General features: G+C 57.8%; 21 protein-coding genes. 10 read left to right on the forward strand and 11 right to left on the reverse strand.

Annotated features, from left to right (window positions below):
* Positions 1 to 218: 218 nt before the first annotated feature.
* Complete coding sequence (locus IE102_RS15485; protein WP_189488346.1) at positions 219 to 2,012, reverse strand: ATP-binding response regulator; 1,794 nt, start codon at positions 2,010 to 2,012, stop codon at positions 219 to 221.
* A gap of 227 nt (positions 2,013 to 2,239) precedes the next feature.
* Between IE102_RS15485 and spbR the strand changes: the two genes are divergently transcribed.
* Entirely contained in the window at positions 2,240 to 3,415 is a 1,176-nt protein-coding gene (gene spbR / locus IE102_RS15490) for a SpbR family protein (RefSeq protein ID WP_189488348.1), read from the forward strand.
* A gap of 91 nt (positions 3,416 to 3,506) precedes the next feature.
* Here the strand turns inward: spbR and IE102_RS15495 are convergent, their stop codons facing one another.
* Positions 3,507 to 4,001 (reverse strand): Hpt domain-containing protein, encoded by a 495-nt coding sequence (locus IE102_RS15495; RefSeq protein ID WP_189488350.1) that lies wholly within the window; start codon positions 3,999 to 4,001, stop codon positions 3,507 to 3,509.
* A 393-nt stretch (positions 4,002 to 4,394) separates the two neighbouring features.
* Between IE102_RS15495 and IE102_RS15500 the strand changes: the two genes are divergently transcribed.
* On the forward strand, positions 4,395 to 5,024 hold the full coding sequence (locus IE102_RS15500) for a hypothetical protein (protein WP_189488352.1): 630 nt from the start codon (positions 4,395 to 4,397) through the stop codon (positions 5,022 to 5,024).
* Between the two features lie 256 nt (positions 5,025 to 5,280).
* Here IE102_RS15500 and IE102_RS15505 read toward each other — a convergent pair whose 3' ends face one another.
* Positions 5,281 to 6,039: an NAD kinase gene (locus IE102_RS15505; RefSeq protein WP_189488354.1), complete on the reverse strand. Its 759-nt coding sequence runs from the start codon at positions 6,037 to 6,039 to the stop codon at positions 5,281 to 5,283.
* 140 nt (positions 6,040 to 6,179) lie between these two features.
* Positions 6,180 to 7,229, reverse strand: coding sequence for a DUF2336 domain-containing protein (locus IE102_RS15510; protein ID WP_189488356.1), 1,050 nt, complete (start codon positions 7,227 to 7,229; stop codon positions 6,180 to 6,182).
* A gap of 191 nt (positions 7,230 to 7,420) precedes the next feature.
* Here IE102_RS15510 and IE102_RS15515 point away from each other — a divergent pair, with 191 nt between their 5' ends.
* Positions 7,421 to 8,749, forward strand: coding sequence for a hypothetical protein (locus tag IE102_RS15515; RefSeq protein ID WP_189488358.1), 1,329 nt, complete (start codon positions 7,421 to 7,423; stop codon positions 8,747 to 8,749).
* A 2-nt stretch (positions 8,750 to 8,751) separates the two neighbouring features.
* Here the strand turns inward: IE102_RS15515 and IE102_RS15520 are convergent, their stop codons facing one another.
* Positions 8,752 to 9,822 (reverse strand): phytase, encoded by a 1,071-nt coding sequence (locus tag IE102_RS15520; RefSeq protein ID WP_229807803.1) that lies wholly within the window; start codon positions 9,820 to 9,822, stop codon positions 8,752 to 8,754.
* Between the two features lie 121 nt (positions 9,823 to 9,943).
* On the opposite strand from IE102_RS15520, the gene IE102_RS15525 reads away from it, so the two are divergent.
* Positions 9,944 to 12,133, forward strand: coding sequence for a TonB-dependent receptor plug domain-containing protein (locus IE102_RS15525; protein ID WP_189488359.1), 2,190 nt, complete (start codon positions 9,944 to 9,946; stop codon positions 12,131 to 12,133).
* A gap of 88 nt (positions 12,134 to 12,221) precedes the next feature.
* Complete coding sequence (locus IE102_RS15530; RefSeq protein WP_189488360.1) at positions 12,222 to 13,634, forward strand: purple acid phosphatase family protein; 1,413 nt, start codon at positions 12,222 to 12,224, stop codon at positions 13,632 to 13,634.
* A gap of 9 nt (positions 13,635 to 13,643) precedes the next feature.
* Here IE102_RS15530 and IE102_RS15535 read toward each other — a convergent pair whose 3' ends face one another.
* The 4 genes from IE102_RS15535 to IE102_RS15550 all read right to left on the reverse strand — a co-directional run bounded on the left by IE102_RS15535 (position 13,644) and on the right by IE102_RS15550 (position 16,740).
* A complete protein-coding gene (locus IE102_RS15535; protein WP_373295614.1) occupies positions 13,644 to 15,029 on the reverse strand; it encodes an ATP-binding protein in 1,386 nt (461 codons plus the stop codon).
* Positions 15,030 to 15,032: 3 nt separating this feature from the next.
* Positions 15,033 to 15,731 carry a response regulator gene (locus IE102_RS15540; RefSeq protein WP_189488362.1) on the reverse strand — a complete coding sequence of 233 codons (699 nt, stop codon included), beginning with the start codon at positions 15,729 to 15,731 and terminating at the stop codon, positions 15,033 to 15,035.
* Positions 15,732 to 15,856: 125 nt separating this feature from the next.
* Complete coding sequence (locus tag IE102_RS15545; RefSeq protein ID WP_189488363.1) at positions 15,857 to 16,393, reverse strand: rhodanese-like domain-containing protein; 537 nt, start codon at positions 16,391 to 16,393, stop codon at positions 15,857 to 15,859.
* Positions 16,394 to 16,428: 35 nt separating this feature from the next.
* Entirely contained in the window at positions 16,429 to 16,740 is a 312-nt protein-coding gene (locus IE102_RS15550; protein ID WP_189488364.1) for an ArsR/SmtB family transcription factor, read from the reverse strand.
* 94 nt (positions 16,741 to 16,834) lie between these two features.
* Here IE102_RS15550 and IE102_RS15555 point away from each other — a divergent pair, with 94 nt between their 5' ends.
* Entirely contained in the window at positions 16,835 to 17,191 is a 357-nt protein-coding gene (locus tag IE102_RS15555; protein ID WP_189488365.1) for a carboxymuconolactone decarboxylase family protein, read from the forward strand.
* A gap of 66 nt (positions 17,192 to 17,257) precedes the next feature.
* Here IE102_RS15555 and IE102_RS15560 read toward each other — a convergent pair whose 3' ends face one another.
* Positions 17,258 to 18,931 (reverse strand): methyl-accepting chemotaxis protein, encoded by a 1,674-nt coding sequence (locus IE102_RS15560; RefSeq protein ID WP_189488366.1) that lies wholly within the window; start codon positions 18,929 to 18,931, stop codon positions 17,258 to 17,260.
* A 207-nt stretch (positions 18,932 to 19,138) separates the two neighbouring features.
* Here IE102_RS15560 and IE102_RS15565 point away from each other — a divergent pair, with 207 nt between their 5' ends.
* The 4 genes from IE102_RS15565 (at position 19,139) to IE102_RS15580 (ending at position 23,473) form a co-directional block, all read left to right on the forward strand.
* A complete protein-coding gene (locus IE102_RS15565) occupies positions 19,139 to 20,248 on the forward strand; it encodes an S-(hydroxymethyl)glutathione dehydrogenase/class III alcohol dehydrogenase (protein ID WP_189488367.1) in 1,110 nt (369 codons plus the stop codon).
* A gap of 26 nt (positions 20,249 to 20,274) precedes the next feature.
* Positions 20,275 to 21,039, forward strand: a complete 765-nt coding sequence (locus IE102_RS15570; protein WP_189488368.1) for a GNAT family N-acetyltransferase — start codon at positions 20,275 to 20,277, stop codon at positions 21,037 to 21,039.
* Positions 21,040 to 21,042: 3 nt separating this feature from the next.
* Complete coding sequence (gene fghA / locus IE102_RS15575) at positions 21,043 to 21,876, forward strand: S-formylglutathione hydrolase (protein ID WP_189488370.1); 834 nt, start codon at positions 21,043 to 21,045, stop codon at positions 21,874 to 21,876.
* A gap of 304 nt (positions 21,877 to 22,180) precedes the next feature.
* Positions 22,181 to 23,473 carry a hemolysin family protein gene (locus IE102_RS15580; RefSeq protein WP_189488372.1) on the forward strand — a complete coding sequence of 431 codons (1,293 nt, stop codon included), beginning with the start codon at positions 22,181 to 22,183 and terminating at the stop codon, positions 23,471 to 23,473.
* Between the two features lie 59 nt (positions 23,474 to 23,532).
* On the opposite strand, the gene IE102_RS15585 is transcribed toward IE102_RS15580, so the two are convergent.
* A complete protein-coding gene (locus IE102_RS15585) occupies positions 23,533 to 25,596 on the reverse strand; it encodes a methyl-accepting chemotaxis protein (RefSeq protein WP_189488374.1) in 2,064 nt (687 codons plus the stop codon).
* Between the last annotated feature and the right edge of the window lie 92 nt (positions 25,597 to 25,688).

Below are 25,688 nucleotides of genomic sequence, written 5' to 3' on the forward strand. Positions count from 1 at the left end.
ACATCACCTGACCTAAAGGAAACAGGGGGTTGATATAACTGTGTTTTGTATGGGGTTGGCTGAAAATTCCAGACAAATCAAAGTTTACGACGACGTAAGCTTTTTGCGGTTTTAAGGGCCGTTTATGTGAGCAGTTGCACAGGTCGCGAATACTTGAATACCGAAGTTATTCCGATTTTGTGAAATCTGTGATGTTTATGTCGGTTTGTGACACCGGATCAGGCCGACAGGGCGCGGTTCAGGTCAGCTTCGCTTTGGGGCAGGATCAGCGGTTTCACGCCCATGTCACGCAAAATATCGGCGTGATCACCCTGCGGCAGCAGGGCCAGAATCTGTATCGCCGCCTCTGACTGACTGGTGCGCAGGCGGTATAAAAAGGCCTCCAGCGTTTCGCGGCCATCGGCGTCGGCGACTTCGTTCAACGGGCCGGTAGCGATCAGGCAGGCGTCAAGTTCGACCTTACCCGCCAGACTGAGCGCGCGTTCGCGCGTGGTCGAGGTCAGGCACTTATGGCCCAGTCGCTCAAGGCTGTCGCGCAATTGGGCCGATCTTAAGCTGTCATTGGACAGCAGCAGAACCCGCAGGCTGTTGCGCATCTCTGCGGCCACGGCGGGCGGTGCCGTGTCAGGTTTTACGGGACGGCGAGCCTCACGATCATATACCAGTTCGACCCAGAACTTAGACCCAAGGCCGACCGTGCTGTCGGCGCCGATGCGGCCGCCCATCATGGAAATCAGCCGCTTTGATAAGCTTAAGCCCAGTCCGGCGCCCGAATGACCGGCGGCGGTGCGGGCAATGCGGGTGTGGGCTTTGAAGGCCTGATCCAGTTCGTCGGCATCAAGACCGGGGCCGGTATCGAGGACATCGACCCGCAACACATCTTCTGCCATCATGGACACCTTCAGTTCCACCCGCCCGCGCGCCGTATAGGCCAGCGCATTGGAGACGAGGTGGGACAGGATCTGGGTAACCCGCGCCCCATCGGCCATGACCGCGCCCTTATGCGGTATGGCCTCAAGATTTAGCGCCAGTTCAAGGCCTTTGGCGGTGGCCTGAGCGCTGAAATCCTCAATGACTTTCACGCAGATGGCGTCGATATCGAGCGCTTCGGGGGTAATCTGCATCAGCCCCTGCTCGGCGGTGTCATTATCAAGGGTGGTCACCAGCATGTTTTCCAGATGCTGGGCCTCATTTAGCGCCGAATAGATGTGCTGACGAATGGCCGGGGCACGGCTGGCCTGTGTAAGGCCGGTGTGCAGGCTGGCGCTTAATCCTTTAAGGCCCGTGCGCAGTTCATCCGACAGGGTGTGCATCAGGGCGATCTTGCTGGCGCTTAAGCTCTCTGAGGTATTGACGGCGGCGTTGCGTTCTCTGGCCAGCCGCAACTGATCGTGGGCCAGTTGGTAATGTTCCCGCAAATGACGGTTGAGAATGAACCCCAGTGCGAGCGCCAGTGCCATGCCACCTATGGCCAGATTGCTCAGGTCTTGCCCGCCCGGCACGGATTTGAGCGCAATCACCGGGCCCGTAGCCGCCAATGGCCCCAGGGTCAGCAGAAACCGCAGAACCGGCGTGCAAAAGAAGATGATGCCAACGGCAGCCCCCGCACAAATCAGCAAAAAAATATGAGCATTGTGTCCGGACAGGGCTGCCACATAGCTGAGGATCATCAGGCCTGCGACCCACAAGGCGCCGCTGGCACCCTGATAGACCATGCGGCGGGCCAGAAAGGCTTTCGGCGGCACCTGATCTTCGGGCGTCAAAAGGGCGCGGGACTTGGCGCGCAGGTAATGGAAAAAGCCCCAGTTGACCGCAAACAGGGTCAGGCTTAGCACGATAAAGGCCGGGGGCATGAAATAGGACGCCGCCCACAGATACGGCGGCAACCCCACACCAAAGAACCCCAACGCATAGGGCAGCATACGCGCCTGTGCCCGCAGGCCGTAATCGAGGATAACGGCCTCATCGACGGCGGGAAACTGAGTCGTCAAAGGCTGATCGTGGGGTGACATAACGGCTCCGTACTGGGCGCAAAGCTTAGCTCAAACATCTTGCTGTCCCGTTACCGGCTGCGAAAATTATGCACTATATATTCTTAAGGTTGTATTTTTGGGTCATTCTCAAGATAATGTGATCGATTTTTAGCGCTTTAAGCGAACTTATGACCAAAAAGTAAAGCTTCGTTAGGGATAAGACGCGACAATCAGGGCTCATATCCGTGCTCTCAGGATTTCGACCCATGATGACCTCAAAACTGGTTTTGTCCGACGAAGACCTTAAGCGTCTGGTGAAAAGTGATAATGCCGACGACCGCGCCGTGGCGGCCCATAAGATCTGCCGGGTGATGGAGCGTCAGGTGGTCAGTGAGGCTGAGCGCGAAGCTGCCCATGAAATCATCCGCCTGATGGCCCATGATGCCGCCGAACTGGTGCGTCGTGCTCTGTCGGTGACCATGCGCACATCTGAGTTGTTGCCGCATGACGTGGCCATGAAACTGGCGCAGGACGTGGTGTCGGTGGCCGTGCCGGTTCTGCATTATTCGCCGGTTTTCAGCGACGACGATCTGCGCGCCGTGATCGAAGCCGGCAATCCGGCGCGTCAGATCGCGATTGCTAAGCGCGACACCTTATCCGAAGTCGTCACCGGTGCCTTAGCGACCCACGGCGTCGAGGAGGCGGTAGTGATTGCCTGTGCTAACGATAATGCCCGTTTTGACGAGGGCGGTTTCGGGCGGGTGATGGACCGTTTTGGTGAGTCTGAGATCATGCAGTCGGTGCTGGTTCATCGTCAGGCCCTGCCGGTGACGGTGACGGAAAAGCTGGTGCATCTGGTCAGCGGCGCCTTACGCGAACAACTGGTGGCCCGCCATGCGGTGACGCCGGAGACGGCGGCGCGGATATCCGAAGCGGTGCAGGAGCGCGCGACTCTCGACATGGCCGGACGCACCCCTAATGCCCATGATCCCAAGACGCTGGCGCGCCATCTGGTCGATTTTGGCCGCATGACGCCGTCGCTTATGCTCAGGGCGCTGGTGCGCGGGCAAATGACCTTCTTTGAATACGCACTGGCGGAGCTATCCGGTGTGCCGCATGAACGCACCTGGCTAATGATCCATGATGCCGGGTCGTTGGGCTTACTGGCCATATATGACAGGGCCGGCTTACCCGGTGGCATGTTCGCAACCTTCAAGGCGGCGGTCGAGACCTATCACGACCTTAAGGCCGAGCAGGGGCATCTCGACCCCATCCGCTTGCAGGAGAGGCTGATCGAGCGCTTCCTGACTCAGACCCCAACGGCATCGCGCGAAGATATCGCCTATCTGATGGAGCGTCTGGACTTTGACCACAAAGGCCATTCATGGGCCAATCTGCCCAAGGGTGAGGCAGAGGCGAAGTCAGAATTTGAAGCGGCTTAATCTTTTCATTTTACAATAAAAAAGCCGCCGGAAATCACTCCGGCGGCTTTTTTATTGGTGGCGTTTGACGCCTAGTCTTTGTGGCCGCCACCTATTCTTTATGACCAATGGCGTTGAGGTGTTCCTTGACGCGGGCCTCCAGCGTGTCAGCGAGGATTTTACCGACCGGGTGGGTGTCTTCCTTGATGCTGTCACGCACGGCGGCACGGATGGCGTCAAGGTGAGCGTCGATCAGGACGCGCGGCGCTTGCAGGCGGATGGCTTCGTCATCCATCATCTTACACAGCGACCCGGCGATGCGGGTCACCAGCGGATAGCCGTAGGTCGTCCCAAGCCCTTTCAGGTCGTGGCAGTGGAAATAGAGCTTATCGGCATTGGCAGGCGTGAAGCCGCTGCGCTTAATTTCAGCCTGCGCGTTTTCGATTTTCTTGACTTCGTCCAGCAGCCATTCCCCGAAATTGGACGACAGGTCAGCAATGGCGGCTTCGGCCTTGGCGATAGCGGCCTGATCAAGGGCGCCCATCTTGCCGCCGACCTTGGCGCGTAAGGTGTTGGGAACCTGAATGATTTGAGCTTTTTCCGACATGGGAGAGGGGTCCTCAAAGGGGTACGAATGGTCACAATTGCTGTTCACCATAACCGGCACAGATTTAAGAACCCCTAAAGGCCGCCATTTTTATGAATTTTATCAGGGCAGGGCAGGGGCACGGCCCCTGCACCCGGAACTGGGAGCTGGCGGATAGGTCGGCACTTTATTCTCCTCCCTACGCAGTGGGGAGGTGGCTGCAAGCGTAGCGCCGCAGACGGAGGGGGACTGCGTTGTCGTTATCCTGTACTCAAGTTTGTAACGGCAGCGCGCTTAATATGTCTCGGTGCTGCCCCCTCCGTCTTTTGCTAACGCAAAATCCACCTCCCCCGTAAACAGGGGAGGAGAAGGTGAACTTATCCCCCCTGTTAGTTTTTCCCCCATGCTGAGGGGATGACTGCCGATGCGCCAACTCAGGAACGCTTTACGCCCGAAGAACGGCGGGCGCGGCTGCGTGCGTTTGCCGACCGGATGCTGGAGCGGCTGGGCGATCTGCCGTCGCCTTATGATGCCCCGGAACTTGAGCAAATGACGCGCACGGGCCTGCTGATCGAGCGTGTCTATGCGCGCGTTGATGCGTCAGAGCGCACGGCGTGTAAGCAACTCACCCCAGAAGAGGCCGCCCGCAGCCGCGAAGAGTTCGGCCTGAAACTGGCGGCCTTGCGCGCAACCCATGACGCGGTATGCGCGAAACTGGCCCCCAAAATCGACCCGCAACCAGCCCCTATAACGCCGGATGAACTGATCAAGCGCATCAAGGGGCTTGATTTGTCGGAACCCGATTTCGGGATTGATGATTTTGATGATGAGCTTGATGACGATCTGGTGGACGAGGCAGAGGATACGCCGAAAAGCCCTCCGCGTCTCGATCCGAAGACCGGCCTGTTGTGGCTGGATGAGCGGACGATTCTGGCCACTCAGCATCCACCGTGGTTTGAAGCCGAAGGCGGCGAAATGTACTGGCGCGTGGCGCGCGGTGAGGTGAAGCTGGTCTTGCCAGATAGCATCCCCGATAGCAGTTAAGTCCCAAAAGTTTGCAAGAGCCCCCCTCTGTCACTTCGTGACATCTCCCCCGGTACACCGGGGGAGTATGAAAGAAAATTACACCTCCCCAACGGCGCTCAAGGAGCGTAGCGTTAGCGCACTAAAATGACTGGGGAGGGGGACCGCCCGAAATCGCGCAGCGATGAGATGTGGTGGTGGGGGCTCTTTAAGATTCACCGAAGGTAAAAATTGACGCCTCCCCATCCTTGATGGGGAGGTTGCAACGCATGCCGCCCTAAGCCGTGAACATTTCCGCCAGTACGCGCTCATCAAAGCCCTTACCCGCATCGAACAGGATGGTGGCGGACATATCGCGACATTCTTCGATCTGCACATCCCTGACATGCCTGACTTCAAAGGTATCCGCAGAGGCGCTGACCGGGCGTTTGTCGCCTTCAAGCACCTCAAAGCGCACGCGTTTTGTGTGGGGCAGAACCGCGCCGCGCCAGCGCCGTGGGCGGAACGCGCTGATCGGGGTGAGGGCCAGCGCCTGCGCCGTCAGGGGCAGGATCGGGCCGTGGGCCGACAGGTTATAGGCGGTCGATCCGGCCGGCGTCGCCAACATGCAGCCGTCACAGATCAGTTCTTCGAGGCGAACCTTATCGTCAACATAGATTTTCAGCTTGGCGCTCTGGTGCGTTTGGCGCAGCAGGGAGACTTCGTTGAGCGCCAGGGCCTCAAAGCTTTCGCCGTCGCGGTTGGTGGCCCGCATCCGCAAGGGGTGAATGAGGGTGCGTTCGGCGGCGTGGATGCGCTGAACCAGATCGTCTTCGCCGTACTCATTGAGCAGGAACCCGACCGAACCGCGGTTCATGCCAAAGATTGGCACGCTGTCATTTAGATGCTCATGCAGACATTCGAGCAGGAACCCGTCACCGCCCAGCGCCACCACCACGTCGGGGCTGTCGCTTGAGCCATAGCGGGTCTTCAGGCGTTCACAGGCCTGCTGCGCTTCGGGCCGTTCAGACGCTTTAAAAGCCAGCTTCAGGGGCATTGTAAGGGGCCTTTTAAAGCGATATGCCGAAAAGTGTGAGCGGTTTTCGGCTAAAATATCGCGACCAATCTAGAAACAGTTAGCGCGCAGGGCGGGGCGGCTTTATACGCTGATATTTCGGGAAATCAAAGCGTTATAGCCTAGCCAAGAATAGCCTGCAGCTTTTCCCGCGCCATGGCGGGCGGCAGATCAAATACCGGCCGGGCCAGCAGGTGATGGGCGCTGGTCACCTTGGGGCGTTGGTTGTTGAGGCGCTGTATCTGCTCAAGCACAGTAGCAAAGGCGGCGCGGTCAATCCCAAGCGCCGTCATCGAAAGCGCTAATGTCACGCAGCTTTGGCCGTTCAGGCTGTGGCGCAGTTTTGCACTATCGAGGTCCAATTTGCGGCCCATGCCTTCGAGAAAAGCGTCAAGCTGGCCGACATTGAGCAGGTTCAGCAACAGGCCATTGGTAAGGGAAGACAGCTTAAGCTCGGCTACCGCCTGCGCAGAGGTGGCTGTGGCTGAAGGGACGGCCAGATACGGAAAACGCGTATGAAGTGCGTCACGTAAGGCCGGGCCGACCGAAGCCATCAGCGCCTTGGCATGGGACTCGGTAAACAGCGGATGGCGAATGAGGGCGCCGCGCAGGGCCGCATGACCTTGGGCCAGTTGGCAAAGGCTCTGCATGTCCTCAGGCTCAAAGCGAGCGGACGGGTTATTCAGCAGCGCCATCTGAACCAGATAGGGTGGCAGATTAATAATCGCCTTGACCAGATTGTTTGACAGGTTGGGCCGTCCGGCAATGGCGACCTGATGGGCCTCTGATCGGTTATTCAGCAGGTTAAACAGGGCCGCATCGCTGAGCGGGGCCTGTTGCAGCATGGCCTGACTGACCTCGGCGGGCAGGGCGCATAGCTCAAGCCGTGCCGCTTCGGGAAGCCACGGCGCATCAATCAGTTGCGCAATTCGGGCTCTTTGTTCGCGGCTCTCGCTTTTACGGAGGGTGTCAATCAACAGGCGGGTAAAGTGATCAAGGTCACCGGCAGGGCGTGGCGCAGGCCCAGTCGGGGACGGCACTGGCGCAGTTACCGTGGCGACGGTGTGGGTGGCGGCCTTTAAGGCTTCCAGCAGGCTGACATAGCTATCCCGATCGCGACCGCCAAGGGCAGCGCGTTCAGGTGGCGATGTTTGTAAAGCGGGTTGAGCCAAGGCACCGTCCGAATCAAGAGGTTCGAATAGGCTAAACAGTGACGAAACAGGGTGAACGATTGCTTAATTTTTACGCGAAGGCAGGATTTTGAGGGGGCGCGGATTGTATACATTTTTTCAGGGGTATTAATCTTGTTTCAACAGTGTGACCTTAAATTGGTCAGATAAGTAAACAGGAACCGCAGGGCGCAATGTCCCAGACTTCCGAAAGTGTAACCGCTTCCACGGTTTCGTCCCTGACGGGTACGGAGCGTGAGATCATGGTGCTTGAGCGCGATGATGCGGTCGAGATCATCGAACGTCTGCGTGAAACCCATCATGATCGGCGCGGGCGGGCGTTTTTACTGAATATCACGCCGCTTATACTGCGCATGGGGGCGCGCTGGGATGCCAAACGCGAGCTGGTGTTTGAGCATCTAAAGACCGGGTTTGAGCGGCGCTTTCCTGAGCCCAACTGGTGCATAGCCATATCCGAAAATACCTGGCTGGCGGTTCTCCCGACCGAAGCGTCGCGCAAAGGTGCCATGTCGGTGGTCGATATGTGGCTGGATCTGGGGAACTTTTTTGTGGGCGACCTGAGCGGCACAGATGTCCCCCTCTATGCCGTTGAGGCCTATGATGTCGATAAGTTTGCCATTGCGCGTGTCCGTATGAACAGCTTTTTTGAACGCGACGAAGAAGAAGCTCATTCCGTTAGGGCACGGCCCGGGGCCATGCCCGAAGCTGCGGAAAAGCGTCCGGAGGCCAGCCCGCAGATGAGCGCGATCCAGCGCCCGGTGATTGTGGCCCAATCCGTAGCCTATGCCGGGCGCACGGTGCGGGTGGCGTCATCCGCAGAGCCTCTGTTTGAAATGCGCAAGATGGTGATGATCGGTCACCGCCTTGAGGCTATGGTGATTGAGGGTGGCGAAAATACCCTGCTGGACCGTAAGGGGCTGGCCAATATGGACTGGAACCTGCGTGAGCAGGTCGATGTCGCCAATATCGAGCAGGGCATCAAGCTGATCCGCCTGAAAGAACCAGACGCCCGTAAGATGCTGATGGTCGTGCCGGCGGCGTTTTCGACCTTTGCGTCTAACCGGGCGCGGGCCCGTATCACGCAGGAAGTGTCAAGGGCGGCGACGGATATGCAGCTTAAGGTGCTGTTTGAAGTGCGCGGTTTGGACGGCGTGCCACCGCACCGGATACTTGAGATTGTCTCTATGATCAAGCCGTTCTGCATGACCGTCGTGGGGTCGGTCTCGGCAGATCGCAAATCCATTGCCACCCTGCACAAGTGCGGCCTGTCGGGGGTGTGCGTTGAATATGACGGCGTTAAACGCGAAGATGCCGCGCTTAACGAGTATCTGAGTGTGCTGAGCGCCGCCGCCAAGGCTTCGGCGGGCGCCTGTATGGTGCAGGGCTTTGACAACTACCGCCAGATGGCGGTGGCTCGGATGGCCGGAGTCACCCACGCCTCGATCAAGGCCACGGCCATGATGACCGCCAAGGTTTCGGATCAACCGGCCGCCACAGCGTAAGCTTAGTCGATCTTGAGTGCTGCCTTGACGTTGTTCCAGTCCACGATCTTGAAGTTTTGCTTCACGCGGGTGGTGGACGCCGCTTCGCCATCAGAATCGACATCGTCCTGCATGACGACAATACCGTTGGGGTAGGGGCCGACCGGCCCGCCACGCGCCGCGACACCATCGGTGCCGGTGACCGCGTCGATACCGTTGCCGGCCATGACCGAGAAGCGGCCCTTATAGACCGGATCGGCATCGACCTGCCACACGGCAAAGGCCGAATCGCCCTGGGAGGAGGCAATCAGATAGGTCTTGTCGCCCTCGTGCATCAGGGTCAGGCCCTCGACATCGGGTTTCAGAATGTCGGACGGGGCGGGGGCAAAATGAACGCGGGTGGCGTTGGACGGCGACCTGACATCATAGCGCCAGATGCCCTTGGCTTCTTCGCCGACATAAAGCGCGCCGGTTTTGGCATCAATCACGCAGCCTTCGGACTGGGAGCCAACCTCAAAACGCTGGGTGTCAATGATTGAATAGCCGCCCACATCGTTCAGGCGGGCGACGGCGACATCGCCGCGCTGACCGACCACGACAACGACGGGGCTCGTCTTATCGCTAAATTTCACCGCAGCCATACAAAACCCATAAGCCTCGGAGGTCGGCAGGCTGACAAAGCCGTGATTGACCAACTTCAGGTCTTTATCCAGGCCAAACAGGGCCACACCGTTCTTCACACGGTCGGACGTGCCGATCAGAACCTGACCGTCCATTTCCAGCAGATCAACATTGTTGAGCGGGCCGGTCGGGGCAAAATCGCGCACGCTGCCGTCAATGTTATAGACATAAAGCCCGGCCTTCTTGTCGGTGCCCAGAATGACCGGTGTTTCCGGCAAATAGCGGCTGACGTAGATTTCGGGGTCGTCGGCGGCGTCTGCAGAACCCGTGCCGACGGCGGTGGTTTCAGCCGACGCCAGCACCGGAGTGCCTGTGCCGAACGCCATAGTCTTTGAATCGGAAATAAGTTCCGAATTAAAGCCTGAACATGCTGACAATAAAGACACAGTTACGGCGGCAATGCCGACTGTCACACATCTGTCATATAAGTTTTGCAAATTCATCATGGGCTCCGGTTAGTAAGCGTTTCAACGCTAATACCAAGATTTTGTGTGTTTGCACGGCTAATCTTCTGTGACTGGGAATAATAATTCTATGAAACTCGTGAAAAAGCTCGCCATGGGCGTGGCACTTGCACCGTTTGCGTTTGCGATGGCGCCCTTTGCTTATGCGCAAGATGCTGCCGCCACGGCCGCTGCTGATAAGGAAGAGATGACCGAAGTCGTCGTGACCGGCAACATCCGGTTCCGTGACCGTCAGCCGGTTGAAAACCCGACCCTGGTTTATGACACCGAGTATTTCCAGCGCTTCGAGCCGGTTTCGGTAGGTGAAATGCTTAAGCGCGTTCCGGGTGTCACCTTCACCTCGGATATGCTGGAATATGACGGCGTGTCCATGCGCGGTCTGCCACCGGGTTACACCACCATCCTGATCAATGGCCGTAAGGCACCAGGCGGCGAAAAGGATCGTTCGTTCTTCGTTGACCGCATTCCGTCGGAACTGGTTGATCGCATCGAAATCATTCGTAGCCCGGCGGCTGACCAGCCGCGCTCAGGCATGGCCGGTTCGATCAACGTCATTCTGAAAGACGGCGCCAAACTGCGCGGCGGTCTGATCAAGGCGGGTGCGCTGATCAATGGTGACGGCGAAGCCCGTCCGTCGCTGGCGGCGGCCTATGCTGGCGGCGACGAGAGCAATGACTGGTGGATCGGTGTGAACCATCAGGGCCGTCGTAACCCGAAGAAGAAGTATTCCTGGCGCTACGGTGCTGACAATGCCGACTTCGACGATATGGAGTATCAGGAAGATACCCGTGACGGTAAGGACACCTCGATCAACGGTGAATGGAAGCATTCCTTCGATAACGGCTTCGTGCGTTTCAACGGTTTCTTCGTCAATACCGACCGCGACGAAGATGAAACCTCCAAAACCTATGGGGCACCGGATTTCACGGATTTTGACGAAGTTGAAGTTCAGGCTGAGCGCATTAGCCAAAAAACCTACGCCTTTGGTCTTGATGGTGAATATGGCCTGGGCCTTGGTAAGCTAGAATACGATTTCGGCTACAACAAGTATGACGAGCACACCGAAACGACCGTTCATGTCGGCGAAGCTGAAGACCTCAGCGATCTGGAACTCGACGACGAAGAAGTTCTCGATATTGTCGATGAGGAATATAACGGCAAGCTGGCCTATGGCTTCAAAACCGACGCCATGAAGCTTAAGTTTGGGGTTTCGACCACCCGCAAGACCCGTGATGGCGCCGCTGATCCGCTCGGCACCTACACTATCGAAGAAACCAATATCGATCCGTTCGTTCGCGCCACCTTTACCCCGACCGCTGCTCTGACTGTTGATCTGGGCTTACGTTACGAAATGACCGATCGTGAGGTTACGGGCGAGGATGATACCGGTTCTTACGACGAAGGCATTCTGACGCCGTCGGTTCATCTGCTGTATAAAACCAGCCGCGATGATCAGTTCCGCTTCTCGGTGGCGCGCACCTCACGTTCGCCGGACTTCGACGACATGGTGCCGCTCACTGAAACCGAAGAGCCTGCCGATGAGAACGCTTTCCGCGGCAATGCCGATCTGAAGAACGAAACGTCCTGGGGTGTGGATGCGGGCTATGAGCATCGCTTCGGGTCGCAGGGTATTTTCGGGGTTAATTTCTTCTACCGCAACATCGAAGATCTGATTGATCTGGTCTCGACCGGTGAGACGGTTGAAGATGACGGTGACGAATTCTCGGTCTATCAGCCCCGCAATATTGGCGATGGCAAGACCTGGGGTGTGGAACTTGACTACTCAGCGCCTCTGACCCTGTTCGGTATCAAGGATACGGGTGTGTTCTTCAACTATACCTGGATGGACTCCGAAGTGGCTGATCCGTTCACCGGCGAAAAGCATAAGTTCAACAACCAGCCGGAGTGGGTCTATAACGCCGGCTTCATCAAGACGATCACCAAGTGGGACGTAAGCTTCGGGGCCAGCCTCTATGGCCGTGATACCGGTGTGGCCTATGCGGTCGATGAAGTCGCCAGCGTAGATTATGATCCGAACCTGGAAGCCTTTGTTGAAAAGCGTCTGGGTAAGACCATGGTGGTGCGTCTGTCGGCCCAGAACATTCTTGACGCTGAAAAGGCCGAAGTGTTCCGCAAATATGACGGTGACTCGATTGATGAAATCATCGCCAACCGCCGGGCTGACGATCTTGATGAATATGAGCGCGAATCCGAAAAATCGGGAGTGCTGTATCAGTTGACCTTCCGCGCGACGTTCTAAGCGGCAGGTTTGATAAAACGAAGCGGGGGCAGTGTCCTTACCGAAAGGTGAGGGCGCTGCCTTTGCGTTTACAAAAGAGGCTTTTGCCATGAAATCCTTGTGTTTAGCCCTGCTGTGCAGTGTTGCCACCCTTGTACCGCTGGCCGTCGTTGCTGATGACCTGCCGCCGCTTGAGGTGCCGCGCACCGCCGGTCTGCCTTACGGCGTCAAATCCATTCCTGACCGGATCGTGCTGACACCCGGAGCCAATCCGGCGGTGGAAATGGCGGTATCGTTTCGCACCGACAGCCTGCAACGCACGGCCCAGGCGCAAATTGCGGTCGCGGTCGATGGCCCGACGCTAGAGGAAAAGGCGCAAACCGTCACCGGCACTACCACCTATTTCCCGTCGTCCAACGGGCTGGCCCACTATCAGCAGGTGCGTTTCACCGGCTTAACGCCCGATACCGTCTATGCTTACCGGGTCAAAGGCTCGGCGGGTTGGAGCGAATGGCATCAGTTCAAGACCGCCAAAACGACGCCAGAACCGTTCCGGTTCATGTATCTGGGCGACACCCAGAACGGCATCCTGACCTTTGCGTCGCGGGTGATCCGTCAGGGCTTCCATGAGGGCAAGGTCGATCTGGTCGTCCATGCCGGCGATCTGGCGGCCCAGCGCGACAATCTGGATCACGACGATGAGTGGGGCGAGTGGACGCAGGCCGGTGGCTATAACTATTCTATGGTGCCGCAGATCCCGGCGACTGGAAACCACGAATATGCTGACCTGATCCTGCCCGATGGCATTGAATCGCGCAGGCTGGGGCCGTACTGGCAGGTTCAGTTTGCGCTGCCTGCCAATGGTGCGCCGGGGGTTGAGAAAACCTCATACTTTGTCGATTATCAGGGCGCGCGCTTTATCGTGCTGGATGGTACAGCGGCCCTTGATCTGGGGCAGCTTCAGTCTCAAACCCAGTGGCTGGATAAGACCCTGACCGACAGCAAAGCCAACTGGAACTTCGTGCTGTTCCACCAGCCGATATTCACCTGCGCGCGTCCGAACGACACCGAAGTGCTCAAAGCCGCCTGGAAGCCTGTGTTTGATAAGCACAAGGTCGATCTGGTGCTGCAAGGTCATGACCATTGTTATAGTCGCCTAAGCTCTGAGGTCGGACGCGCAGCGGGCATCACCGCGCGCAAAGGCGGTAAGGCGCAGGGCCCGGTCTATCTGGTCTCCGTAACCGGCTCAAAGATGTATGGTCTGAATAATCGTTCCGGCACTCAGCCCGATAAGGTGGCCGAAGCGACCGAGCTTTATCAGATCATCGATGTCGACGGGGCACGCCTGAAATTGCGCAGCTATACGGCGTCAGGCAAGCTCTATGACGGTTTTGACCTTGAGCGGCGCAAGGATGGCACCAACCGTCTGCTTGAACTGAAAGAACCGATGCTGGCGACCCGTAAATGCATCGGTGCTGTTGGGCCGGACGGCGGGGCGTGTGTAGCTGACCCCAAGGATTAAGTGGTAAAGTCAGGCGACTGGCAACCGGATATCGGCCCGGAGCCCGCCCAGCGGGCTCTGGTCGAGCACCAGCTCGCCGCCGTGGCCACGGATGATGTCATGGGCGATCGACAAGCCCAAGCCGACGCCCTTGACGTTCTGATTGCGGGATTCGTCTAGCCGTGAAAAGGCCTTCATGGCATCTTCGCGCTTATCAGGGGCAATGCCTGGCCCATCATCATCGACATAGATGTGCAGCAGTCGGGCCGGGCCACCCGTCTTGTTAATCGTGGCCTTGACCTCGACCTCAGCACTGACCGCGACGACCTTGGCGTGGTGAAAGCCGTTCATGATCAGATTGGTCAGGGCACGTTGAAGGCCCATTTCGCGGGCCGATATGGTGACATCTTCGCTAAGCGGCGACAGTTGCAGCTTATGGCCTGAGCGTTCGATGCTGTCATTGAGTGCGGCCAGCAAACCGTTGATCGAGACATCCTCCTGCGTGTCCTGCATCTCACCGCGCGCAAAGGCCAGATATTCGTCGATCATATAGGCCATTTCCGACACGTCCTGCTTCATGCGTTCGGTCGCGGTGTCCTGGGGGGCCATGGCCAGTTCCAGCTTAAGCCGGGTCAGCGGGGTGCGCAAATCGTGGGACACGGACGCCAGCAAGGTCGTGCGCTGTTCGATATGGCGCTGGATGCGGGCTTTCATCTTCAGGAAGGCGTGGGCGGCGGCGCGGACTTCGGCGGCGCCGTAGGGCTTAAAGCCCGGATCATCTTCACCCTTGCCAAAAGCCTCAGCCGCGCGGGCCAGCCGCTCAATGGCGCGGACCTGGTTGCGGATAAACAGGATAGATATGGTTGTCAGGAAAAAGGTCGCGCCGCCCATCCACAAGATAAAGATATGGGCGCGGGTCGCAAAGGCCCGCTCACGGGGCGCAATGATACGCATGACCCCGCCGTCGACCTGAACACGGATATCGACGGCACCGGCATATCGGGTGGTATCGAACCAGAACGGATCATCAAGCTGGTTTTGCAGGGCGCGCTTGAGTGAGCGATCAAGCGCGGCCCAGGGGTTCGGACGGCGGCGCTCCGGCAGGGCTTTGTGCGGTTGGTACACGATAGAGAGCTGCATGGCCTTTTGCGCCTGCTCGGAGATGCGCGTCATGTTCTGCGTGGTCGGGTCGGCCTCATAGGCATCGACCGCCCAGACTATATCACCGACCAGCCCTTCGGATAGGCGCGCCGTCACGGTTTCCCAGTGCATATCAAAGAACGCCCAGGTTACCGCAAACTGCATCAGCGCCACCGGCAGGACGATGATCAGCAGCGCGCGGCCCCACAGGGTTTTGGGGATGCTGCGCTTGATGAACTTGGGCCACAGGCTGATTTTGGGCAGGCGCAGTTTCATAACTTAATCAGGTGCCAGCATATAGCCCTTGCCGCGCACGGTTTGCAGATAGCGCGGGTTTTTAGGATCGTTTTCAATCTTGCGGCGCAGGCGGGTAACCTGAACATCGACGGCGCGGCCGGTGGTATCAACGCTGTCCTTGGCCAGTTCCATACGGTCGACGGGCACATTGGCGCGTTCAGCCAGATATTTCAGCAGTTGTGCCTCGGCCTCGGTCAGGCGCACCAACGCCCCGGCCTTGGTCAGCTCCGAGCGTTCAAGGTCAAAGGTAAAGGCCCCGATATGAATCTCACGCGGCAAAGCCGGTTTCACACCCGTACGACGCAGGATCGCCTCGATCCGCAGCAAAAGTTCCTGTGGTTCAAACGGTTTGGACAGATAATCATCGGCCCCCAGCGACAGGCCCATGATGCGGTCGTCAGGCAAACCGCGCGCGGTCAGGATCAGGATCGGCACGTTGGAATTGGCCCGCACCCATTTCGACAGCGAAAAGCCGTCTTCGCCCGGCATCATGACATCCAGAATCAGCAGGTCGAAATCCAGCAACTGCAACATGCGCTTGGCGGCATCGGCATGGGCGGCGGCGGTGACGCGAAAGCCCTGCCGCGACAGGAACTCCTTTAGCAGGGTGCGGATGCGGTCATCGTCATCGACGACCAGCAGATGGCGGGCAGTGGCTTCGGAGGTTGGCGCGGGACTCAAAGGTTTTGTCCTCTCTGTTATCGTAGGGCGTATATTCAAAGTATAGACATGACCAATCGGTTAAAAATGTAAAGCCTGTTACGCGCCCGCCTCTGAAATGCTCACTCAACAGTGATTACCAAAGATTATCGGATCGCTTTTGGACGGTTCCAAGGCATGTGCGCCAGAACTCTAGCCAGGCCGCAGATGCCGGTGAGGCCCGCAAAGATCAGGCCCGCACCGAAAAAGGCCGCGCCCCAGATGAAGTGAGGGTTTACAAAGACGCTAAGGAGCGCAAACGCCAAAACCCCCAGCCCGATCGTTAATTGCGTCTGGCGATCCAGCGGCAGGGTGAGGCGGGTGCCCGGTTTTTCGGTAGCAAAGCCTGCCGCCGTCCAGGCGCTGATGCCGCCTTCCAGATTATGGATTTCAAGATCGGGATATAACTGGCTCAAGGTCTGGCAGGCCGATTGCCCGCGTCCGCCCTTAAGGCAGTGAACGGCAAGGATGCGTCCATCAAGCGCGGGCAGGGGCGTAGTGGCCAGAGCGCCGAGCGGTATCAGGTGTGCTCCGGCAATATGCTCGGCGGCATGTTCGGAAGGTTCGCGCACATCAATCAAAATGGCTTCATTATGGTTCAGCCATTGTTTCAGGGTGGGGGCGTCAACAGATTTTACAGGCATGTTTCACTCAATCTATTAGAGTTATCTAATTTATTTCAGGATTGGCAGTAGATCAGATACAGGGTGGACAACAGGGCGGTGACCTTGGGGTTGGCTAGACGGTAATAGACCATCTGGCCTTGTTTTTCGGCTTCAATCAGACCTTGGGCGCGCATCTTGGCCAGATGTTGTGACAAGGCTGATTGAGAAAGATGAATATTTTCATTGAGCTCACCTACTGATCTTCTCTGATCGATAAGCTGGCACAGGATCAGCAGGCGATGCCGGTTAGCCAAAAGCTTAAGCATGGCTTCGGCCTCAGCGGCATTGCGTTCCAGAACGTCGGCGGGGGTGTCAGTAGTGGGCATGAAATATTTTGTCCTTTGGCTCTTGTAAATATATTAGATAATTCTAAATTATTCAAGAGCCGATGGTGGCGAAAATTTATTGAGGTTTAGAGCCATGACCAAATCCTATCCCGATATTACCCGTCGCATTTCAGGGAATTTGAAAACCCTGCGCCGCGACATACATGAGACTATGGCGGGCTTTTCCGCGCTGGCGCAGGCGGCCACCAAGGACGGTGCGCTGGATAAAAAGACGAAAGAATTGATCGCGCTGGCGATTGGTGTGTCGACGCGGTGCGATGGCTGCATAGGCTTTCATACCGAAGCTCTGGTTCGGTTGGGGGCCACCAAGTCGGAGGTTGAGGAAACGCTGGGTATGGCCATCTACATGGGCGGCGGCCCGTCGCTGATGTATGCCGCGGATGCAATCGCGGCCTTTGATCAATTTACGGACGCAGCACAAGCGGCGTAAGATTCCGAACAAATAAAAAAGCCCCCGGCGAACACCGGGGGCTTTTCATGAGTGCGGTTGGCGGCCTTATGCGGCGCGCAGGCGGGTCACGAAGCTGACCACCTCGGCCTGAAGGTCTTCGGAGCGGCCTTCGAGGTCGGACGACAGGCTGAGCAGCGACTGAGCCGCTTCGCCGGTCGATTGGGCTGCACGGCCCACGCCGGTGATATGGCCGGTCACGTCGCGGGTGCCAGAGGCCGCCAAATTGGTGTTGTTAGCGATTTCATTGGTCGCGGCCCCTTGCTGTTCAACCGAAGCGGCGATCGATGAGGTCAACTGGCCGATGGTTTCAATGGTGCGGACAATGGCGTCAATGGAGCCCACAGTGATGGTGGTCGCCGACTGGATTTCCGAGATCTTGGTGCGAATATCGTCGGTGGCTTTGGCGGTTTGCTGTGCCAGTTGCTTGACCTCAGAGGCCACAACCGCAAAGCCTTTGCCCGCTTCGCCGGCACGGGCCGACTCGATGGTGGCGTTGAGCGCCAAAAGGTTGGTCTGGGCGGCAATGGCCTGAATCAGGTTGATGACTTCACCGATTTCATTGGCGGCAACCTGAAGGGTCTGGATGGCCTGTTCGGTCTTTTGGGCTTCTACGACCGCCAGACGGGTGACTTCTGAGGTGCGGATGACCTGCTGGTTGATTTCACCGACGCTGGCCGACAGTTCTTCGGTAGCTGCGGCGACGTTCTGGACGTTGTTGGCGGCTTCGATCGCGGCAGAGGACACAGACGCGGCGCGGGTATTGGTGTCGTCGGCATTTTCCGACAGACCGCGGGCGGCATCAGCCACTGTGCGTGAGGAATTGATGAAGCGGGTCGCCAGTTCGCCCATATGCTTTTCAAACTCGGAGGCGATGCGGTTACGTTCCTGCATCAGTTCAGCGTAGGCACGTTTTTCGGCCAGTTGCTGTTCGCCTTTAAGCGCTTCGGCTTCGGCAGCGCGATCACGCAGGACGCGGATCGAGCGCCACAGGCTGGAGATTTCGTCCTTGCCCTTGGCTTCGGGGATGACCGTGTCGTAGGCGCCGTCAGAGATCTTATTCACACTGCCGGTGACGTTCTGGAGCGGACGGGAAATCGAATTGATCGCCACCCACAGCGAGGCGCACACCAGAAAGACAATGCCCGACGCGGCCATCAGCAGAAACAGCATGGCGCGGGTATCGTTATATTTGTTGATAGCGCTTTCGGAACGATCAAGATCGGCGCGGATGGTCTTTACCATCGCATCGATCTCTTGCTGGAAGGCCTTGCGGTTTTCACGGTTGGCGTCGTTATTGCCCATGACATTGGCATCCTGCGGTGACACGTCACGGCCAAGACGGGCGACTTCGCGGCGGAAGGTGTTGAACTCCTGCGACCGCGCTTCGACCTTGGCAAATTCCGGCAGTTCATCACCACGCAGCGAGGTTTTCCACGTCGCCAGCATCCCCATCATTTCATCAAGATTCTTGTCGATGCCGTCGGCGAATTTTTTAGCACCGTCGATGTCGCTGGCCATATAGACGCCGCGCGATTCCATCACAACGGCGGTCACAAGGCGGTTGAGGCGCTCACCATTATAGGCGTTTTCATAGGCGCTGCCGTAGTCGTCGATCATCTTGTCGTAATCGCCGATGGTGATCAGGCCAAGGCCGGTGATGGCGCTGGCCATCAGCGCAAAGGCTGCAACTAGGGCGAGAATTCTGGTCTTTATGGTCATGGGTTTGTCCCGTTTAAGCGAAACTCAAGGCTGTCCTCAACATAGCTAATCATCGTTAACAAAAGCTGATTTTTAACCATCACGTTCAGTTGTGTGAGTAGGTCAATATTCTGATTTCATTGGAAAATAATTTCTAATATAAACGCTGGAATCGGGCATGTGACATGTTACCATGCTCAACGATTTATACCCTTAAAAGGATACCCCATGAAGACCCGCGCCGCCGTTGCCTTTGAAGCCAAAAAGCCCTTGGAAATCGTGGAAGTTGATCTCGAAGGCCCCAAATTCGGTGAGGTTCTGGTCGAGATAAAAGCGACCGGCATTTGCCATACCGATGCCTACACCCTGGACGGTCTGGATTCGGAGGGTTTGTTCCCCTCGATCCTCGGTCACGAAGGGGCGGGCGTGGTGGTTGAGGTCGGTCCGGGCGTCGTTTCGTTAAAGCCGGGTGACCATGTTATCCCGCTTTATACGCCGGAATGCCGCCAATGTAAGTCGTGCCTGTCGCGCAAGACGAATCTGTGTACGGCGATTCGTGCAACTCAGGGTAAAGGTCTGATGCCGGACGGCACGTCCCGGTTTTCCTACAAAGGCCAGGCGATCCATCACTATATGGGCTGCTCGACCTTTGCTAATCATACGGTCATGCCGGAAATCGCGCTGGCCAAGATCCGCACTGATGCCCCCTTTGATAAGGTCTGCTACATCGGCTGCGGCGTCACGACCGGGGTGGGGGCGGTGACCAATACGGCTCAGGTTGAGCCGGGCGCCAACGCGGTGGTGTTTGGTCTTGGCGGGATCGGGCTTAATGTCATTCAGGGCCTGAAGATGGTCGGGGCCGACAAGATCGTCGGCGTCGACATCAATGACGATAAGGCCGAGTGGGGTAAGCGCTTTGGCATGACCCACTTCGTCAATCCGAAAAAAATCGACGGCGATATCGTCGCCCATCTGGTCGAACTGACCGGCGGCGGGGCGGACTACACCTTTGACTGCACCGGCAATGTCGAGGTCATGCGTCAGGCGCTGGAAGCCTGCCACCGCGGTTGGGGCGAAAGCATCATCATCGGCGTGGCTCCGTCAGGCGCTGAGATCAAGACCCGCCCGTTCCAACTGGTTACGGGGCGCGTCTGGAAAGGCTCGGCCTTTGGTGGCGCGCGCGGCCGTACTGACGTGCCAAAGATTGTTGACTGGTATATGGACGGCAAGATCGAGATCGATCCGATGATCACCCACATCCTGCCCTTAGAGAAAATCAATGATGCCTTTGATCTGATGCACCGTGGCGAAAGCATCCGTTCTGTCGTAGTCTTTTAAGTAGTTAAGGGAATCGACAGACGAACATGACGGACGATGACGACGATATCGTGGATGCCCACGAATTTCACTGCGTGTTTTGCGGGGTGGCGATTGAGGATGAAAGCTCAGCCGTCATGCTGACCGCGACCTGGATGCCGCATTGGCGGGCCGATAAGTTTGCACCGCTGGCACAGGATTTCTGGGCCCATTCCGCCTGCCTTGAAAAAGGCTGGAAAGGCCAATGGCCGTGGGAGGAGCATATCCTCTACGGCTTTGAGGCCGGAGCGGATAAGGAATACGCCCAGTCGCTGGAGATCAGTGTCGCCCGGCCGGAAGACCGCGAAGAGATTGAGGACATGCTGGAGACCGCCTTTGCCGAAGGCTTGCGGCGGTCCTACGGTACGGATCTGGTCGATGCGGTCTTGCCGACCATATCGAAAATCAACCCTAAGCTTTTGACCAGCGGGACGTTTTACGTTCTGGCCGACATGGACGGTCAGGTGGTGGCGTCGGGCGGGTGGACGCTGGATGATCCGGTCACCGGTGAAGTCATTGAAGGCGTGGCCCATATCCGCCATTTCGCCGTCCATCCGGATTTTTCGGGCTTTGGTCTGGGGCGCAAGCTGTTCCGCCACTGCCGTAGCCTGATCGCCAATGCCGGGGCGCGGGAAATCCGCTGCCTGTCGGGCCTGAATGCCGAGGCGTTTTACGCCAAGCTGGGCTTTGAGCGGGCAGGGGCTGTCGATATCGATCTGGGCGGCGTGTTTCTGCCGTCGGTCGATATGCGCCGTCCGGTGAAGGATAGTTAAATAATGGAAGTCACGGCCCATCACCGCCTGTTTGGTGGCGATCTGAAATTTGTGCGTCATGAGGCGGCCTCTACCGGCACGTCTATGGCGTTAAGTGTATTTGTCCCAGATGGTGAGGGGCCGCATCCGGTGCTGGTGTGGCTGTCGGGCCTGACCTGTACGGCCAATAACTTCACCGAAAAGGCCGGGGCCTACAAACGCGCCGCCGAACTGGGCCTGATGATCGTCGCCCCCGATACCTCCCCGCGCGGCGACGGTGTGGCCAATGATGAGGGTTACGATCTGGGGCAGGGGGCTGGGTTTTATGTCGATGCCACCGAGGCCCCGTGGGCTGCGCATTTTCAGATGGAATCCTATGTCACCAAGGATGTGCTGAGCCTGATTGCGGAGCATTTTCCGGCGGATATGACGCGCGTCGGTATCAGTGGCCATTCGATGGGTGGGCATGGCGCGCTGACCCTGGCCATGAACCACCCGCATCATTTCAAGTCGATGTCGGCCTTTGCGCCGATCGCCTCGCCCCTCAACTGTCCTTGGGGGCAAAAGGCGCTGACCGCATATCTGGGTGAGGATCGCACCGCATGGCAGCGCCACGACGCGGCGGCATTGATCGCGCAGGGGCGGGCCTCTGGCTTTGATGATATCCTGATTGATCAGGGGCTTGGCGATCAGTTTCTGGAAACCCAGTTAAAGCCGCACCTGCTGGAGCAGGCCGCGTCCGGCGCGGGCCAAAAGATCACCGTGCGCCGCCACGCGGGCTATGACCACAGCTATTATTTTATCACAAGCTTCATCGATGATCATCTGGCCTTCCATGCCGAAAGACTCAAGGGATAATTACAATTTAAAAGCCTCAACCTCCTCCCCATTTTATGGGGAGGTGTCAGTCCGGAAGGGCTGACGGAGGGGTATATCATCATCGACAATACCCCTCCGTCTCGTAAACTCGCCACCTCCCCATAAAATGGGGAGGAGAAAGATCACACGGATTTATTTGTATTTCAGCCTGAGTCAGGCTGAAATAACGAAACTGTTAGCTGCAATCCCCTGAAAATTTCAGGGTAATTTATTGCATCTGCTAAGCTTAATGATTACCATAACCGGCGGAGCCGAATAAGGCTTCGTCTGGAATCCTCCCTCAATGTTACTTTTTGCCTGTGTCGTTGTGCTGCTGCTGGTAGTGCTGAACGGCATATTTGCCATGTCTGAACTGGCGGTCGTCTCGTCCCGCCGTGGTAAACTCCAAAGCCGTGCCGATCGGGGGGATAAGGGTGCGCAGGCCGCCCTGAAACTGTCCAACGATCCGACCCGGTTCCTGTCGGCGGTGCAAGTAGGGATTACCCTTATCGGTATTCTGGCCGGGGCCTATGGGCAGGCGACGATTGCCAGTGAGCTGGATAAGATTCTGGAAACCAGCGTGCCGGCCTTGGCACCGTACTCTGAGGGCATATCCACCGGCATCGTGGTCGTTATCCTGACCTATCTGTCGCTGATTGTCGGTGAACTGGTGCCCAAGCGCATAGCGCTGATTTTCCCGGAAACGATTGCAGGCGTTGTGGCGCGGCCCTTGTCGTTGATGGCCATGGCGATGGGGCCGTTTGTGACGCTTTTGACCGGATCGACCACCCTTGTGCTGCGGCTATTGGGCATTAAGGATGAAAAGGGCGAAACCATCACCCAGGAAGAGGTCGAGACCGCGCTGGCCGAAGGTATGGGTGCCGGGCTGATTGAACCGGCTGAGCAGCAGATGATGACCGAAGTGATGCGCCTGGGCGACCGCGTGGTGCGCGTGGCCATGACGCCGCGCCCCGAAGTTTACTGGGTATCGCTAGATGACACCGAAGAGGTCGTGATTGAGGATATCCGGGCCTGTCCCTATTCGCGCTTTGTCGTGGTGCGCGGTCAGGATTTTGAAAATCCGGTCGGTGTCGCTCATAAACGCGACATTGCCGATGCTTTTATGCGCGGTGAAAAGTTCAATCTTGAGGCTTTGGTCCATGATCCGATTTTCATTCCGGATACCACGTCGTTGCTGCACGCGCTGGAGCTTTTCAAATCGTCAAAGGTTCACATCGCGCTGGTCGTCAATGAGTTTGGCACCATCGAAGGTGTTCTGACGCCCACCGATCTGCTGGAAATGATCGCCGGTGACTTTGATGAAGCCCACGATGATGGCCGCCTGATGATCGTGCGTCGTGAAGACGGATCATTCCTTGTGGACGGTCGGGCTGACCTTATGGAACTGGGCGATGCCATTGGCGAAAACTTTGAAGCCGGGGCTGGCTTTCACACGGTGGCCGGCCTGATCCTCAACGAACTGGGCCGCTTCCCCAAGGAAGGCGAGATCGTGCGGCTTGAGCCCTATGATGTTGAAATCGTCGATATGGACGAACGGCGGATAGATAAGCTGTTGTTCCACGCGAAAAGCGAATAACGAAAACGCCCGCAAGTTAAGCTTGCGGGCGTTGATATTTTTAGCGGCTGTAAGGGTTATCAGCCGTGGCGGATTTGGGCCACGAACTGCTGAACCTGCTGGCGCAGAGAATCCGATTGGGTCACCAGATTGTCGGCAGTCTCCAGAACCTGAGACGAGGCATCGCCGGTTTCCTGCGTGGCGACGGAGATCGAATGGATGTGGCTGGCGACCTCATCAGTGCCCTTGGACGCTTCGTGGACGTTGCGGGCGATGTCATCGGTCGCTGCACCCTGCTGCTCCATGGCCGCCGAGATGGCGAGCGCGATATCGCTCATGTCGTGGATGACGTCGCGGATAGCGTGGATGGCCTCAACCGTGCCGCGGGTGGCGTTCTGGATGGCGTCGATCTGCTCGGAAATATCGTCCGTGGCCTTGGCCGTCTGGCTGGCCAAAGACTTGACTTCGGTGGCCACGACGGCGAAGCCCTTACCGGCATCACCGGCGCGGGCGGCTTCGATTGTCGCGTTCAGCGCCAGTAAATTGGTCTGCTGAGCGATGGCCTGAATGAAGTTAATGACCTCACCGACCTTGCTGGCGGCGGCCTCCAGTTCCTGAATACGGGCGTCGGACTTGTTGGCCTCTTCGACGGCTTTGCGGGCAATGTCGCCTGACTGTTGCGCCTTTGAGGTGATCTCGTTGATCGACGCGGTCAGTTCCTCAGAGGCGGCGGCGACGGTGCGCACGTTAGACGCCGCTTCTTCGGTAGCCGAGGCTATGGTGATGGTTTGCCCCGACGCATTGGCGGCAATCATATTGAGCGCTTCGGCGGAGTTTTTCATGTCGCGCGAAGCCTTGGCGACGGTTTCGACAATGCCGCCTACGGAGGTTTCAAACTCCTGCGCCATGCGGGCCATGACGCGTTTGCGCTCTTCGGAGGCACCTGTCTGACGGCGGGTGTCTTCGTCGGCGTCGGCGCGGGCTTTAAGGCGTAGGCTGTCGCGGAAACCCATCACCGCCTTGCCGATCAGGCCAATTTCATCGATGCGTCTGGCTTCGGGCACGTCGGTGTCGTGATCGCCCGACGCCATGCGGTCAAACGTCTTGCCCAGCCCTTTGAGCGGGGAGCCGACCAGTTTGTTGAGCACCACAAACAATATTGCCGCCGCAATCAGGATCGACACGACCGACAGGATGATCAGGAAATGATTGCTTTGGTTGACATCGGCATTGAGCGTGGCCAGCGGCACCGCCACGACCACGGCCCATTTATCCGCCGTGCCGCCCGCAGGGACCGGAACGGCGAGGTGGCGCCAATCAGACGCATCCAGAGTGACACCCTTACCGGAGGTTATGGCCTCGGCGGCGGCTTTGGCCGTGCCGGGGTCGGCATCTTTCAGGGCCTTGCCGGTGTTTTTGGCGTCAGGGTGGCTGACCGCCAGACCGCTGGCCGAGACGAGGGCGACAAAGCCATCCCCGAACGGCTTGACCTTGGCCATGTCGGTATTAAGCCCGGACAGATCAAGATCGACACAGGACACGCCCGCAAAGCTGCCGCCGGAGACTATAGGCTCACAAAAGGAGGTAATCAGGTGGTCTTTCCCGGCAATGGGGTAAATATAGGGCTCAATGGCCACGGCCCGGTTTTCGGCTTTTGGCCGCAAGTAATAGTCGCCCGCGCCGGGCTGATCATAGCCGACCAGAACTTCGCGGATAATGCTGCCGGTGCCGCGATTATAATAGGGCATGTAGCGGCCGGTCGCGTCATGGCCTTCGGTTCCGGCAAAGGCTGCATCATCGCCCAGAGCGCCGGGTTCAAAACCAACCCCAACCCCCAACAGATCCGGATTGTGCTCCAGCAGGGTCTTTAAAATGTTGTCGTATACCGTCCGGTCAATCACGCCCTGAGCCTTGAGCGCGCCCAGGGTTCCGGCCAGTTCATGGGCCGTGCGCGCCGCCAGATCCAGCCTGTTCTGCACCTCGGCGGCCTGATAGTCAGCGACATGGCTTTGCAGGGCCGTGTTCTGATCCGACAGGGTCGTGTTCGTCTCCTGGGAAATGAACAGCGTACCAAGGCCAAACACGACCGCGACGGTCAGCGCGCCAACACCGGCGATTTTGGCGGACAGGGAGCGAGAAAACATACGAAGCATCCGGGTTGTGATAAAGCTGTGGGTAATTCTGTGGTGAATCTCTTGCGCAAAGGTTAACCATATGCGCCACTCTAAATAAGGTA

The sequence above is a fragment of the Asticcacaulis endophyticus genome (assembly GCF_014652575.1).
Taxonomy (GTDB): Bacteria; Pseudomonadota; Alphaproteobacteria; order Caulobacterales; family Caulobacteraceae; genus Asticcacaulis; species Asticcacaulis endophyticus.

Coding starts and splice junctions, on each gene's coding strand:
- IE102_RS15485 (WP_189488346.1), bottom strand. CDS start 2,012: ATGTCACCCCACGATCAGCCTTTGACGACTCAGTTTCCCGCCGTCGAT.
- spbR (WP_189488348.1), top strand. CDS start 2,240: ATGATGACCTCAAAACTGGTTTTGTCCGACGAAGACCTTAAGCGTCTG.
- IE102_RS15495 (WP_189488350.1), bottom strand. CDS start 4,001: ATGTCGGAAAAAGCTCAAATCATTCAGGTTCCCAACACCTTACGCGCC.
- IE102_RS15500 (WP_189488352.1), top strand. CDS start 4,395: ATGACTGCCGATGCGCCAACTCAGGAACGCTTTACGCCCGAAGAACGG.
- IE102_RS15505 (WP_189488354.1), bottom strand. CDS start 6,039: ATGCCCCTGAAGCTGGCTTTTAAAGCGTCTGAACGGCCCGAAGCGCAG.
- IE102_RS15515 (WP_189488358.1), top strand. CDS start 7,421: ATGTCCCAGACTTCCGAAAGTGTAACCGCTTCCACGGTTTCGTCCCTG.
- IE102_RS15525 (WP_189488359.1), top strand. CDS start 9,944: ATGAAACTCGTGAAAAAGCTCGCCATGGGCGTGGCACTTGCACCGTTT.
- IE102_RS15530 (WP_189488360.1), top strand. CDS start 12,222: ATGAAATCCTTGTGTTTAGCCCTGCTGTGCAGTGTTGCCACCCTTGTA.
- IE102_RS15535 (WP_373295614.1), bottom strand. CDS start 15,029: ATGAAACTGCGCCTGCCCAAAATCAGCCTGTGGCCCAAGTTCATCAAG.
- IE102_RS15545 (WP_189488363.1), bottom strand. CDS start 16,393: ATGCCTGTAAAATCTGTTGACGCCCCCACCCTGAAACAATGGCTGAAC.
- IE102_RS15550 (WP_189488364.1), bottom strand. CDS start 16,740: ATGCCCACTACTGACACCCCCGCCGACGTTCTGGAACGCAATGCCGCT.
- IE102_RS15555 (WP_189488365.1), top strand. CDS start 16,835: ATGACCAAATCCTATCCCGATATTACCCGTCGCATTTCAGGGAATTTG.
- IE102_RS15560 (WP_189488366.1), bottom strand. CDS start 18,931: ATGACCATAAAGACCAGAATTCTCGCCCTAGTTGCAGCCTTTGCGCTG.
- IE102_RS15565 (WP_189488367.1), top strand. CDS start 19,139: ATGAAGACCCGCGCCGCCGTTGCCTTTGAAGCCAAAAAGCCCTTGGAA.
- IE102_RS15570 (WP_189488368.1), top strand. CDS start 20,275: ATGACGGACGATGACGACGATATCGTGGATGCCCACGAATTTCACTGC.
- fghA (WP_189488370.1), top strand. CDS start 21,043: ATGGAAGTCACGGCCCATCACCGCCTGTTTGGTGGCGATCTGAAATTT.
- IE102_RS15580 (WP_189488372.1), top strand. CDS start 22,181: ATGTTACTTTTTGCCTGTGTCGTTGTGCTGCTGCTGGTAGTGCTGAAC.
- IE102_RS15585 (WP_189488374.1), bottom strand. CDS start 25,596: ATGTTTTCTCGCTCCCTGTCCGCCAAAATCGCCGGTGTTGGCGCGCTG.